Source organism: Azospirillum sp. SYSU D00513 (assembly GCF_017356015.1).
Classification (GTDB): Bacteria; Pseudomonadota; Alphaproteobacteria; order Azospirillales; family Azospirillaceae; genus Azospirillum.
Genome location: NZ_JAFIQV010000017.1, coordinates 80,209 through 93,369, shown reverse-complemented (window position 1 = coordinate 93,369; position 13,161 = coordinate 80,209). Strand labels below are relative to the sequence as shown.

Sequence of the window (13,161 nt, the reverse complement as noted above, 5' to 3'; positions counted from 1 at the left end):
GGCTTGGCTCTAACCGGCCGCCCGCACCCCGCGCTGGACGGCGGGCGGGACGGGCGGCAGGGCGAGGACCGGGGGGCTGTCGAGCATGGCGGCGATCCGGTCGGCGGGCATCGGCCGGCCGAACAGGAAGCCTTGGGCCTCGTCGCACCCTTCGGCCCGCAGCAGCTCGAGCTGTTCGCGGGTCTCCACGCCCTCCGCCGTGATGGTCATGTTCAGGCTGCGGCCGATGTTGATGACCGCCCGGATGATCGAGAGATAGCGGCCGTCCAGGGAAAGCCCGGACACGAAGGAGCGGTCCACCTTGATCTTGCCGAACGGGTATTTGTGCAGATAGCTCAGGGACGAATAGCCCGTCCCGAAATCGTCCATCGAGATCCGCACGCCGAGCTCCCGCAGCCGGCCCAGCGCTGCCAGCGCGTGGTCCGCGTCCCCGAAGATGGCCGATTCCGTGATCTCCAACTCCAGGCGGCAGGCACCCAGCCCCGATTGCCGGAGTGCCTCGGACACGTCGTCCGTGATCGTCGCGCTCGCGACCTGGACGGGGGAGATGTTCACCGACAGCTTCAGCGCCGACGGCCAGCGCGCGGCCTCCAGGCAGGCCTCGCGCAGGACCCAGGCGCCGATCGGGACGATCAGCCCCGATTCTTCCGCCAGCGGAATGAACTCGGCCGGCGAGACCATGCCGCGCCTGGGGTGGTTCCACCGCACGAGCGCCTCGAATCCCAGGATGCGGAGCGTCCGCAGGTCGACGATGGGCTGGTAGTGCAGAAGGAACTGCCGTTCGATGACGGCCGTCCTCAGGTCGAACTCCAGCTCGCGCCGGCTTTCCGACTGCGCCTCCATGCCCTCCTCGAAGACGCGGTGGATGTTGCGCCCCTCCGCCTTGGCCCGGTAGAGCGCCGTGTCGGCCCGCTTCAGGAGCTGGGTGGAGCTGCGGCCATGGTCCGGGGCGAAGGCGATGCCGACCGAGGTGCCGACCGCGATCTTGACGCCGTCGATGTGGAACGGCGCATCCAGCGCCTGGATGACCCGGTTGGCGAGTGCTGCGGTGTCCTCCGGCCGGGTCGGCGCCAGGAGGATGGCGAACTCGTCGCCGCCGAGCCGCGCGAAGCTGTCCGTGCTGCGGATGCAGTCGGCGATCCGCCGGGCGACTTCCTTGAGAAGCGCGTCGCCCACCGCGTGCCCGAGCGTGTCGTTGACCGTCTTGAAGCGGTCGAGGTCCAGGAACAGCACGGCGATCTGCCCGTTCGCGCCGAGCCGGGCCAGCTCTCGTTCCAGATTGTCGTGGAACTGCGTCCGGTTGGGCAGGCCGGTCAGAGGGTCATGGTGCGCCAGGAAGGTGATCTGGGCCTCGGACCTCTTCTGCGCGGTGACATCCTCATGGGTCGCGACCCAGCCCCCGTTGGGCATCGCCTTGCGGACGATCCGGATCGTCCGGCCGTTGATGAAATCGAGAAAATGCTCCGCGACGTCGTTCTTCTCGGCGATGTGCAGCCGCTCCCGGACGTAGCTTTCCGGGTCGGGGCCGGCGTAATTGCCCGTGCTGACGAAGAAGGCGAGAAACTCCTGGAGCGTCGCTCCGGGCTTTGAGAGCGCTTCGGGCAGGTCGTAGAGCTTCTGGAAGTTCCTGTTGCAGGCGATCAGCCTGTTGTCCCGGTCGAACATGCACAGCCCCTGGGCCATGTTGTCGAGCGCGGATTCGAACATGATGATCTGCGCGGCGAGGTCCTGTTCCTTTTCCTGAAGGACGGCGTTCGCCTCGGAAAGGCGCGACAGGGCAAGGTGCTTGAGGTGGGAGGAATATTGCGTCCTCCACAGGGACAGCACGTTGATCAGCCCGCCGATGCCGAGCACCCACAGCAGAAGCTGGGAGGCGCGGTCGATCAGCAGGAGGGATTCGGCGTAGGCCTCGTCCGACTCCCTGTTCAGCTGAGCCTCGGCCTCTTGCAGCAGGGCCTTGGCCCGGTTCGCGTGTGTGAGCAGGCGGTCCATCTGCGCCGAAAAGTCGGAAAGACTCCCGCCGAACGGCGCGCCCTCGATGGCGTTGTCCCAGATGCGCAGGATGTTCTCGACGTGGCTCGCCAGGATGCGGCCCTGCACGGTGGTCAGGTGGGCGATCCCGCTGCTGTCCAGCATCTCCTTGCGCCCGCGCAGCTGCTGGAAGACCGATGCCGTCGCGGTGAGCGGGGGTATGGCCCCCGTGCTGCTCACGGCGAGCGACAGCATGCGCAGTTCATGAACCGACTGGTCGATGTTGCTGGAAAAGTCGCGGAATTCCCGGACCTGCTGCGCCGCATGGGACAGGTTGTGCGTCTCGGTCCTGAGATCCCGCAATTCCAGATGGCTGACGAGCGCGGGCACCGACGACAGCGCGATGAAGGCCGACACGCTGAGAAAGAGCCTTGCCGTCTGAGCCTTCATCGTTTTCATCGTGGCGCAAGGTCGTTCTTATTTCTATTGCGACCATTCAACCATATGTCGCGTTAACAAACTGTAAGCACCCTTTAACAAAACCGGAACCTCGGCCGCGTTCGCCGCCCGCCCCGAGCAGGCCGGGCGCCCGCTACTGAGGCAGGTTCTCCCGGAAGATCACCTCGCTGCGCGCGGGCTCGACGCCCTGCATCGGGTCGCGGGCGGCGCGCAGGTTGGCGAAGATGGACAGGCAGCCGGCGAGCGTGCCGCGCGGGTCCTGGGTGATGACGGCGTCCATCGTGCCGTCGATCAGAAGCGCGCGGGTCTCCGGCGTCAGCCCGTGGCCGAGGAAGACGATCTCCCGCTCCCGCCGTGCCTCCCTCAGCGCGCGGGCCACGCCCTCGGCCCCGCCTCCGATGCTGTAGATGCCGGCGAGGTCCGGGTGGTGGCTCAGCAGCGTCTTGGTCTGGCGGTAGCTCTTCGCCTCGTCGTCGTGGGCCTCGCGCAGGCCGACCACTTCGACCGAGGGGAACTCCTCGTTCAGCATGTGCAGGAAGCCCATCTCCCGCTCTTCATGCGCGCGGTAGCTCAGGCTGCCGGCGATCATGGCGACCTTGGCCGGGCGGCGGCCGAGGAAGCGGCCGATCAGATAGCCGGCGGTGCGGCCGGTGGAGCGGTTGTCGAGCCCGACATAGGCCGCACGGCGGCAGTTCAGGATGTCGGAGATCACCGTCACGCTGGGCACGCCGCGTTCGGCCAGCTCGTTGACCGCCTCCCGCACGGCCGGATGCTCCAGCGCCATGAAGGCGATGCCGTCCGCCTTGCGCCAGTTCGCGACGAGCGTGCGCGCCAGCAGTTCCGGGTTGAAGCTCTTGATGTGCTCCACCTGGCAGCGGGCCGCCGGGGCCAGGCCCTGTGCCTCCGCCGACCGGATGAGCTGGCCGAGCATGGTCAGGTAGCGGTTGTTCCCCTCCGGCAGAAGGAACAGCAGCCGCATCGGCTTCGGCGCGGCGGCGGCCTGGATTTCCCCCTCCGGCAGGTAGCCCAGCTCGGCCGCCGCCTTCAGCACGCGTTGAGCCGTGGCGGCGCGCACCCCCGGCCGCTGGTTGAGCACGCGGTCCACCGTCGCCGTCGAAGCGCCGGACAGCCGCGCGATGTCGGCGATCCGCGGGAGCCCCGCCGCCGCGGGCCGGCCCATCGTTACGGCATCGGAATGGTCCGGCATCGTCGAGTCTTTCTCCATCAACCCATCAAATTACATCAGAAAACAGGTTTGACACTGCCTTTTCCGAAATCTACCGTCAAGCTAACAATCAATGAAAAACATCAGGATCAATCAATCCTGCATCCATTTCCCGGGAGGAAACCATGATCGAGATGTCACGCCGCGCCATGCTGAAGTCCTTCGCCGCCGTTCCCGCGGCGGGGCTCGCCGGAGGCGCCGTGCTGGGCATGCCGCGCGTAGCACGGGCCGCCGAGTTTTCGTTCCGCTACGGCAACAACCTGCCGATGACCCATCCGTTGAACGTGCGGGCGCAGCAGGCGGCCGACCGTATCGCCTCCGAAACGAACGGGCGGGTGGAAATCAAGATCTTCCCGAACAACCAGCTCGGCGGCGACACCGACATGCTGTCCCAGGTGCGCAGCGGCGGCATCACCTTCTTCACGCCGTCGGCGCTGGTCATCGCGACGCTGGTGCCGGTGGCGGCCATCAACGCCGTCGGCTTCGCCTTCACCGACTACGATCAGGTCTGGGCGGCGATGGACGGCAAGGTCGGCGGCCATGTGCGCGAGGCCATCTCCAAGGTCGGCCTCCACGCCTTCGAGCGGATGTGGGACAACGGCTTCCGCCAGATGACCAGCGGCGCCAAGCCGATCCAGTCCGCCGCCGACATGGACGGGCTGAAAATCCGCGTGCCGGTCAGCCCCTTGAGCATCTCCATGTTCAAGGCCCTGTCCGCCGCCCCGGCCAGCCTCCAGTTCAGCGAGGTTTATTCCTCGCTCCAGACGCGCATCGTGGACGCGCAGGAAAACCCGCTGCCGATCATCCAGGTCGCCAAGCTCTACGAGGTGCAGAAGCACTGCGCGCTCAGCAACCACATCTGGGACGGCTTCTGGTTCATCGCCAACGGCCGCGCCTGGAAGAGCCTGCCGACCGACCTCCAGACGATCGTGTCCCGCGCCATCAATGAGGCCGGCATGCAGCAGCGCGAGGACATCAAGGCGCTGAACGCCTCGGTCCAGGCCGACCTCCAGTCCAAGGGGCTGAGCTTCAACGCGACCGATCCGGAGAGCTTCCGCGCCAAGCTGCGCGACGCCGGCTTCTACGGGGAATGGAAGGGCCGCTTCGGCGACGACGCCTGGGCGCTTCTGGAAGGGGCCGTCGGCAAGCTCGCCTGAGCCCGGCGCCTCCTCTCATCTCCCACCCATTCCTCATCATCAAGGAGCATGCGACGATGTCCCGCCATGCGACCGCCCTCGACCTGCACGGCGCCGGCACGCCCGGCACCGCCCCGGCTTCCCCGGCCGCACGGCTGGACCGTGCGCTCGCATTGGCGGTGGAGAGTGCCGCGGCCCTGCTGGTGCTGGTCGAGATCGCCGTCCTCTTCAGCGGCGTGGTGGCGCGCTACGTCTTCCACGCGCCGCTGATCTGGTCGGACGAGCTGGCCTCGATCCTGTTCCTGTGGCTGTCCATGCTGGGGGCGGTCGTCGCCCTCCAGCGCGGGGAGCACATGCGCATGACCGGGCTGGTCGGCCGGGTCGGGCCAGGCGCGCGGGCGCTGCTGGAAACGCTGGCGGTGACGGCGCCCATCGCCTTCCTGCTGATGATCCTGCACCCCGCCGTCGATTACGCGGTGGAGGAGCAGTTCATCGTCACCCCGGCGCTGGAGATCAGCAACGCCTGGCGGGCGGCGGCGATCCCCACCGGCGTCGCGCTGATGCTGGCGGCAGCCGTCTTTCGGCTGATGCGGGTGGCGCCGCCGCGGACGGTTGTGATGGCGGTGGCGCTGACCGTCGGGCTGGCGGGCCTCTTCTGGCTGCTGGGGCCGGTGCTGAAGCCGCTGGGGCAGGCCAACCTCGTCATTTTCTTCGTCGGGCTGGTGGCGGCGAACGTCTTCGCCGGCGTGCCGATCGCCTTCTCCTTCGCGCTCGCCACCTTCGGCTATCTGGCGCTCACCACCTCCACCCCGCTGCTGGTGATGGTCGGGCGGCTGGACGAGGGCATGTCCCACCTGATTCTGCTGGCCGTGCCGCTCTTCGTCTTCCTCGGCCTGCTGATCGAGATGACCGGCATGGCGCGGGCGATGATCCAGTTCCTGGCGAGCCTGCTGGGCCATGTGCGCGGCGGCCTGTCCTATGTGCTGATCGGCGCCATGTATCTGGTGTCCGGCATTTCCGGATCGAAGATCGCCGACATGGCGGCCATCGCCCCGGTGCTGTTCCCGGAGATGAAGAAGCGCGGCGCCCCTCCGGGCGACCTCGTGGCGCTGCTCGCGGCCACCGGCGCGCAGACCGAGACCATCCCGCCGAGCATCGTGCTGATCACCATCGGCTCGGTCACCGGCGTGTCCATCGCCGCCCTCTTCGCCGGCGGCCTGCTGCCGGCGGTGGTGCTGGGGGCGGCACTCTGCGCCGTCGTCTGGTGGCGCTATCGCAACGAGGATCTGAGCCATGTCGAGCGCACCCCGGCGCGGGAGATCGCGCGGCTGGCGGTCGTGGCGTTGCCGGCGATCCTGCTGCCCTTCGTGATCCGCGCCGCCGTGGTGGAGGGGGTGGCGACGGCCACCGAGGTCTCGACCATCGGCATCGCCTATTCGGCGCTGGCCGGGCTGCTGATCTACCGCCGGTTCGACTGGTCGCGGCTGCGCTCCATGCTGATCGAGACGGCGTCCCTCACCGGTGCCATCATCTTCATCGTCGGCTGCGCCACCGCCATGGCCTGGGGCCTGACGCAATCTGGCTTCTCCCAGGACCTCGCGCGCTGGATGTCCGGCATCCCCGGCGGCGGCTACGGCTTCCTCGCCATCTCCATCGTCGCCTTCATCATCCTCGGCAGCGTGCTGGAGGGAATCCCGGCCATCGTGCTGTTCGGGCCGCTGCTGTTCCCCATCGCCCGCGACGCCGGGGTGCACGAGGTGCATTACGCGATGGTCGTGATCTTCGCCATGGGCATCGGGCTCTTCGCGCCGCCCTTCGGCGTCGGCTACTACGGCGCCTGCGCCATCTCCAAGGTCCATCCCGACGAGGGGCTGAGGCACATCTGGGGCTATGTCGCGGCCCTTCTGGTCGGCCTCGTCGTCGTTGCGGCGGTGCCCTGGATCTCCACCGGCTTCCTTCCCTTCTAGGCCTTTCCTTCCGGCCGGCCGCCGCATCGAGCGGCAGCACCTTCCCCGAACATCAGGAGTCCGTCATGAGCCGTTTCTTCGGCCAGATCCGTCAGGCTGGCTATGTGGTGCAGGACATCGAGGCGTCCATGGATTACTGGAGCCGCGTCCTGGGCGTCGGCCCCTGGTTCTACAACGAGCGCGTCCCGATCCGGAACTACCGCTACCGGGGCGAATTCCACGAGGTCCACAATTCGGTGGCGCTCGCCAATTCCGGCCCGTTGCAGATGGAGCTGATCCAGACCCGCAACGACGCGCCCTCCATGTACCGCGACTTCCTGCGCGCCGGGAACACGGGCCTCCAGCACGTCGCCTACTGGACCGAGGATTTCGACGCCGACCTCGCGCGCGCCGAGGAGCGCGGCTTCAAGGTGGTGATGAGCGGTGAGGTGGGGGAGCGCGGGCGCTTCGTCTATTTCGACACCGAATACCACCCCGGCACGGTGATCGAGCTGTCGGAGGTCGCTGGCCCCAAGGGCCGGATGTTCGACCTCATCCGCAATGCCTCGCAGGATTGGGACGGGCGCGACCCCGTGCGGCCCTTCCCCGACCTGAACAGCCTGTGAGGGCGACGGGCATGCGCGCCGACCGCTTCGAGGCGACCTATCTGATCGAAACGCCGCTGGACCCCGCCCAGGTGGCGGAGGTGATGGCGGGGGAGCAGTCCTGCGGCACCTTCACCCGCGTCCAGGGAGAGACCGACGAGCTGCGCGCCCGCGCCCGCGCCCTGGTCGAACGGATCGAGGAACTGGAGTCCGCCGCCGCCCCCGGCCTGCCGAACAGCTGGCTGGAGCGGCAGGGCCGGGCGGGGCCGTGGCGGCGGGCGCGCGTGACCATCTCCTTCCCCACCGGCAACGTCGGGGCCAACCTGCCGACGCTGGCCGCGACGGTCGCCGGCAACCTGTTCGACCTGGGCGAGGTGACGGGGCTGCGGCTGGAATCAGTGCGGCTGCCGGCCGGCTACCGCGCCCGCTTCGACCGGCCGCGCCATGGCGTCGCCGGCACGCGGCGGCTGACCGGCGCCCTGGAAGGGCCGCTGGTCGGCTCCATCATCAAGCCGAACCTCGGCCTCTCGGCGGAGGAGACCGGTGATCTCGTGGCAAGCCTGTGCCAGGCCGGGCTGGACTTCATCAAGGACGACGAGATCTGCGCCGACCCGGTGCACGCCCCGCTCGCCGAACGAGTTCCCGCCGTGATGGCGCGGGTCCGCCGCCACGAGGATCGCACCGGCAAGCATGTGATGGTCGCCTTCAACATCACGGACGAGACCGACGCCATGCGCCGCCACGCCGACCTCGTGGAGCGCGAGGGCGGGAGCTGCGTCATGGTCAGCCTGAACTGGTGCGGCTTCTCCGCCGTGCAGACCCTGCGCCGGCACAGCGGGCTGGCGCTGCACGGTCACCGCAACGGCTTCGGCGCGCTATCGCGACACCCCGGTCTCGGCATCGGCTTCGACGCCTACCAGGCGCTCTGGCGGCTGGCCGGCGTCGATCACATGCATGTCCACGGGCTTCAGGGCAAGTTCGCCCAGCCGGACGAGGAGGTGATCGAGGGCGCCAGGGCCTGCCTCGCCCCGCTGGCCGATGGGCCGGAGGGCGAGGCGTTGCAGGACCGCGTCATGCCGGCCTTCTCCTCCGGCCAATGGGCGGGCACCGTGCCGGCCACCTGGGAGGCGGCGGGAACCGACGACCTGCTCTTCATGTCGGGCGGCGGGATCATGGCCCACCCCGACGGCCCCGCCGCCGGCGTCGCCAGCATCCGCCAGGCCTGGGACGCGGTGCGCGCCGGCGAAAACCTGGAGGGGGCGGCGCAGGACCGGCCGGAGCTGAGCCGGGCGCTGGTCTTCTTCGGCGCGGGCGCCAAGTGACGGCGCCCCGGCTCGGCTGGTACGGCGACGACTTCACTGGAGCCACCGACACGCTGGCGGCGGTGGCGCGGGCGGGCTTGCGCGCCCTGCTGTTCCTGGAGGTGCCGGACGCCGCCCGTCTCGCCGCCGCCGGCCCGCTCGACGCCGTCGGCATCGCCGGGGCGGCGCGGACCATGGAGCCCGCCGCCATGGCGGCGGAGCTGGAGCCGGTCGGGCGCTTCCTCGCGGGCCTCGCCACGCCCGTGATCCATTACAAGACCTGCTCGACCTTCGACAGCGCGCCGGGCATCGGCAGCATCGGTGCGGCGGTGGCGATCCTGCGGCGCTTCGCCGCCAACCCCTTCGTCCCCATCGTCGGCGGCCAGCCGAACATCGGGCGCTATCTCCTGTTCAGCACGCTCTTCGCCGCCGCCGGCACGGGCGGCGCCGTCCACCGTCTGGACCGCCACCCCACCATGAAGGCCCACCCCGTCACCCCCATGGCCGAGGCGGACCTGCGCCTGCATCTGGAGGCGCAGGGGCTGGCGGACATCGCCGCGCTCCATTACCCGGATTACGAGCTGGATCCGGAAGAGTTGGACCGCCGGCTGGACCGGCTGGTGGGGGAGGGCGCGGAGGCGGTCCTGCTGGACGTCGCCCGCCCGGCGGACCTCGCCACCGTGGGCCGGCTGATCTGGGAACGTGCCCGCCGCGCGCCGCTGCTGGCGGTCGGACCGACCGGCGTCGCGCAGGCGCTCGTGGCGCACTGGCAAGGGGCAGGGGAGATGCCTATTGCGGCACCCGCCGAAGCCCCGCCGTCGGAAGCGCCGCTCGGCCCGGCCGAGGGACCGGTCTTCGTGATGGCCGGCAGCCTGTCACCGGTGACGCGGGCGCAGGTGGAGGCCGCCCGCTCCTTCGACCGCATGCCGGCCGACGCCCTGCGCCTGCGCCGGGATCCGGCCTATGGCGCGGCCCTTCTGGAGGAGGCGGCCGGCCGCCTGCGCGAGGGGCGCAACCTGCTGGTCTGGACCGCGCCGCCGGAGGGCGCTGCCCCCGATACGGCAAGCGCCGCCGCCGTGGCCGACGCCACCGCCACCTTCGCCGCGGAGCTGCTGCGCCGCGTGCCCATGCGCCGCGTCGGCATCGCCGGTGGCGACACCTCCAGCAAGGCGGTCAAGGCGCTGGGCCTCTGGGGCCTGTCCTACCGCGCGGCGCTCGCCCCCGGCGTGACGCTGTGCCGGACCCGCGCGGACCGTCCGGAGTCCGACGGCGTCGAGCTGATGCTGAAGGGCGGCCAGATGGGGCCGCCGGACCTGTTCGAGCGGCTGGCGCGGGGCGCCGCCTGACCCGAACGGACCGCCTAAGGCGAAGGGCAGTCTCCCCGGACCGGCGCGGCTGGGATAAGGTCGCGACTCAAAGCGGCGCGGTGGAGGGGTCCGATTGTCTGGTGGATTGGCGGGCGGCACGTCCGTGCGCACGCGGCTCGTGCTGCTGGTGCTGGCCTGCATCCTCCCCCTGACCCTTTTCACGACGGGGCTCGGCTACCGTTTCCTCGAGGCGCAGAACCGCCGCCTCGCGGAGCAGGTGGACGCCCAGGTCCACGCCCTGGCGGGGGCGGTGGAGCGCTACATCTCCGAGACGCAGCTGTCGCTGGAGATTCTTGCCACCTCGCCGGCGCTCCAGGCGGGAGATCTCGCGCGCTTCCACGCGCAGATCATGGAGGCGGTGAAGAAGCGCGGCATCGGCATCGTCCTCCTGGACCCCGACGGGCAGCAGCTCGCCAGCACCAACCGCCCTTACGGAAGCCCGCTGCCCCGCCGCACGGAGCTGGAAACCCTGCGGCGCGTCGTGGAGACCGGCCGGCCGCAGGTCTCCGACCTGGTCCAGGCCGCGGTGCAGCGTCGCCCCATCCTCTCGGTCGAGGTGCCGGTCTTCGTCGGGGGCGGCGTGCGCTACGTGCTCGCCATGGGCCTCCTGCCGGAAACGCTGGGGGAGGTGATCCGCGCCCAGCGCCTGCCCGACGCCTGGACGGGCGTCGTCCTCGACCGCAAGATGCTCATCGCCGGCCGCTCCCACGACGAGGAGCGGCTGATCGGCCAGCCCGGCATTCCGGGGGTCATCAAGGCCCTGGAGACCTCCGACGAGGGGCACTGGACCGAGATGCCGAGCCGCGACGGCCAGCAGTCGGTGTATGTGACCTTCCACCGCTCCGCCGTCACCGGCTGGACCACCGCCATCGCGGTTCCCAGGGAGTCGCTGATCGGTCCCTTCCGCCAGCAGCTGTGGCTGCTCGCCGGGACCGCCGTCCTTCTGCTCGGCATCGGGCTGCTGCTCGCCATGCTCGTCGCCCGCGGCATCACGCGGCCCCTCGCGCGGCTCGCCTGGGCCGGAACCGCCGGGGGGCCGGCCGATCCGGCGCCCGCGCGCCGGGCTTCGGGCATCACCGAGATCGACCGGGTCGCCGGCCTGCTGTCCGCGCAGGAACGCGAACGCGACAAGGCGCTGGCGCTGGTGCGCGCGGGCGAGGAGCGCTTCCGTCACCTGGCCGACAACGCGCCGGTGATGGTGTGGGTCACTGAACCGGACGGACGCTGCAGCTACCTGTCGCGCTCCTGGTACGAGTTCACCGGCCAGATGCCGGAAACCGGCCTGGGCTTCGGCTGGCTCGACGCCACCCACCCGGACGACAAGCCGGGCAGCGAGAAGGCCTTCCGCGACGCCAACGCGACGCAGCGGCCCTTCCGGGTCGAATACCGGCTGCGCCGCGCCGACGGCGAGTACCGCTGGGCGATCGACGCGGCGGCGCCGCATTTCGCTGACGACGGGACCTTCCTCGGCTATATCGGCTCGGTCATCGACATCACCGAGATGAAGGAGGCCGGGGAGGCGCTGCGCCTCGGCGAGGAGCGGTTCCGCCAGCTCGCCAACCTGGCGCCCGCCTTCGTCTGGTTCGGCAATCCGGACGGCACGATCACCTGGCTGAACGACCGCTGGTACGAATACACCGGGCAGACCCCGGAGCAGGCCTTGCCGAACGGCTGGGCGGACACGCTGCACCCCGACGACGCGGCGCGCACGGCCACGACCTGGGAGCATTCCCGCACCCATCAGGTCCTCTACGAGGTCGAGGTGCGCTACCGGCGGTACGACGGCGAACACCGCTGGTACCTCGCCCGCGCGGAACCGGTTCGCGACGCGGACGGGACCGTCACCGGCTGGTTCGGCGCCAGCACCGATATCCACGACCGCAAGCTGGCCGAGGAGGAGGTCCGCACCCTCAACGCCACGCTGGAGGCGCGCGTGACCGAGGAGGTGCAGGAGCGCGAGCGCGCGCAGGCCGCACTGCTGCAGGCGCAGAAGACCGAGGCGCTGGGCCAGCTTACCGGCGGAGTGGCGCACGACTTCAACAACCTGCTCCAGGCCATGTCGGGCTGCCTTCAGATGATCGGCAGGCGGGTGCAGGACCCGCGCGTGGGGCCGCTTCTCGACGCCGGGCGGCAGGCCGTGGAGCGCGGGGCCAAGCTGGTCCAGCAGCTCATGGCCTTCGCGCGGCGCGAGGCGCTCCGGCCGGAGCCGGTCAACGTCCGCGACCGCGTGCTCGGCATGACCGACCTGCTGTCGCAGGCCCTGCGCGCCAGCGTCCGGCTGGAGGTGGATTTCGCCCCCGGCCTCTGGCCGGTCGAGGTGGACCCGACCCAGTTCGAGCTGGCGCTGATCAACCTCGCGGTGAACGCGCGCGACGCCATGCCCGGCGGCGGCACGCTGACCGTCCGCGCCTCCAACGCCACGCTGGCCGGGGACGGCCCCGGCGGGCTGTCGGGCGAGTTCCTGCGGCTGTCCGTGTCGGATACCGGCGCCGGCATGCCGGCCGAGGTGCGGGCGCGCGCCTTCGACCCCTTCTTCACCACCAAGGAGGTCGGCAAGGGCACCGGCCTCGGCCTGTCCCAGGTCTACGGCTTCGCCCGCCAGTCCGGCGGCACCGCCCTGATCGACAGCGAGGAGGGAAGGGGCACCACCGTGCACATCCTGCTGCCGCGCACGGCCGCCGCCCCCGCCGCCGGCGATCCGCGCCCGGCCCAGCCCGGCGCCGGCACCCGCGTCGGCGGGCGCGTTCTGGTGGTGGAGGACGACCCCATCGTCGCCATGACCGTCGGCACGGCCCTGGAAGACGCCGGCTTCACCGTGCTGCGCGCCGCCACCGCGGACGAGGCGCTGCCCTTGCTGGAGACCGGCGCCGTGGACCTGCTGTTCAGCGACGTGGTCATGCCCGGCAGCATGAGCGGCGTGGACCTCGCGCGCGAGGCCCAATCCCGCTTCCCCGGCCTGCCGGTGATTCTCGCCACCGGCTACAGCGAGGAGATCGCGCGGGCCACCGGCATCCAGGTGCTCGCCAAGCCCTACCGCATCGACCATCTCGTGCGGCTGCTCGACGGCGTGCTGTCGGAGGCGGCGGGGGTGGATGAGGCAGCATCGGCGTGAGGCTTGGCCGGGCGGTACGGTGGTCCTTGAAGCAGGCGC

8 protein-coding genes are annotated in these 13,161 nt (G+C 70.3%); 6 read left to right on the top strand and 2 right to left on the bottom strand.

Annotated elements, in window-relative coordinates; all coding sequences use genetic code 11:
- Positions 1 to 9: 9 nt before the first annotated feature.
- Both JUB11_RS14555 and JUB11_RS14550 read right to left on the bottom strand, forming a co-directional pair.
- Positions 10 to 2,421: an EAL domain-containing protein gene (locus JUB11_RS14555; RefSeq protein WP_207459278.1), complete on the bottom strand. Its 2,412-nt coding sequence runs from the start codon at positions 2,419 to 2,421 to the stop codon at positions 10 to 12.
- Positions 2,422 to 2,563: 142 nt separating this feature from the next.
- A complete protein-coding gene (locus JUB11_RS14550) occupies positions 2,564 to 3,637 on the bottom strand; it encodes a LacI family DNA-binding transcriptional regulator (RefSeq protein WP_207459277.1) in 1,074 nt (357 codons plus the stop codon).
- A gap of 143 nt (positions 3,638 to 3,780) precedes the next feature.
- Between JUB11_RS14550 and JUB11_RS14545 the strand changes: the two genes are divergently transcribed.
- The 6 genes from JUB11_RS14545 to JUB11_RS14520 all read left to right on the top strand — a co-directional run bounded on the left by JUB11_RS14545 (position 3,781) and on the right by JUB11_RS14520 (position 13,122).
- Positions 3,781 to 4,812, top strand: a complete 1,032-nt coding sequence (locus JUB11_RS14545) for a TRAP transporter substrate-binding protein (RefSeq protein WP_207459276.1) — start codon at positions 3,781 to 3,783, stop codon at positions 4,810 to 4,812.
- A gap of 56 nt (positions 4,813 to 4,868) precedes the next feature.
- Positions 4,869 to 6,758, top strand: a complete 1,890-nt coding sequence (locus JUB11_RS14540; protein ID WP_207459275.1) for a TRAP transporter large permease subunit — start codon at positions 4,869 to 4,871, stop codon at positions 6,756 to 6,758.
- 65 nt (positions 6,759 to 6,823) lie between these two features.
- Positions 6,824 to 7,363 (top strand): VOC family protein, encoded by a 540-nt coding sequence (locus tag JUB11_RS14535; protein WP_207459274.1) that lies wholly within the window; start codon positions 6,824 to 6,826, stop codon positions 7,361 to 7,363.
- An 11-nt stretch (positions 7,364 to 7,374) separates the two neighbouring features.
- Entirely contained in the window at positions 7,375 to 8,664 is a 1,290-nt protein-coding gene (locus JUB11_RS14530) for a ribulose-bisphosphate carboxylase large subunit family protein (RefSeq protein ID WP_207459273.1), read from the top strand.
- Positions 8,661 to 9,989: a four-carbon acid sugar kinase family protein gene (locus tag JUB11_RS14525; protein WP_207459272.1), complete on the top strand. Its 1,329-nt coding sequence runs from the start codon at positions 8,661 to 8,663 to the stop codon at positions 9,987 to 9,989. The genes JUB11_RS14530 and JUB11_RS14525 overlap by 4 nt, the downstream gene beginning before the upstream one ends.
- A gap of 94 nt (positions 9,990 to 10,083) precedes the next feature.
- Positions 10,084 to 13,122, top strand: coding sequence for a PAS domain S-box protein (locus tag JUB11_RS14520; RefSeq protein ID WP_207459271.1), 3,039 nt, complete (start codon positions 10,084 to 10,086; stop codon positions 13,120 to 13,122).
- Positions 13,123 to 13,161 lie beyond the last annotated feature (39 nt).

What these genes read in the sequence shown, in the direction of transcription:
- JUB11_RS14555 (WP_207459278.1), bottom strand. Translation starts at nt 2,421, where the DNA reads ATGAAGGCTCAGACGGCAAGGCTCTTTCTCAGCGTGTCGGCCTTCATC.
- JUB11_RS14550 (WP_207459277.1), bottom strand. Translation starts at nt 3,637, where the DNA reads ATGCCGGACCATTCCGATGCCGTAACGATGGGCCGGCCCGCGGCGGCG.
- JUB11_RS14545 (WP_207459276.1), top strand. Translation starts at nt 3,781, where the DNA reads ATGATCGAGATGTCACGCCGCGCCATGCTGAAGTCCTTCGCCGCCGTT.
- JUB11_RS14540 (WP_207459275.1), top strand. Translation starts at nt 4,869, where the DNA reads ATGTCCCGCCATGCGACCGCCCTCGACCTGCACGGCGCCGGCACGCCC.
- JUB11_RS14535 (WP_207459274.1), top strand. Translation starts at nt 6,824, where the DNA reads ATGAGCCGTTTCTTCGGCCAGATCCGTCAGGCTGGCTATGTGGTGCAG.
- JUB11_RS14530 (WP_207459273.1), top strand. Translation starts at nt 7,375, where the DNA reads ATGCGCGCCGACCGCTTCGAGGCGACCTATCTGATCGAAACGCCGCTG.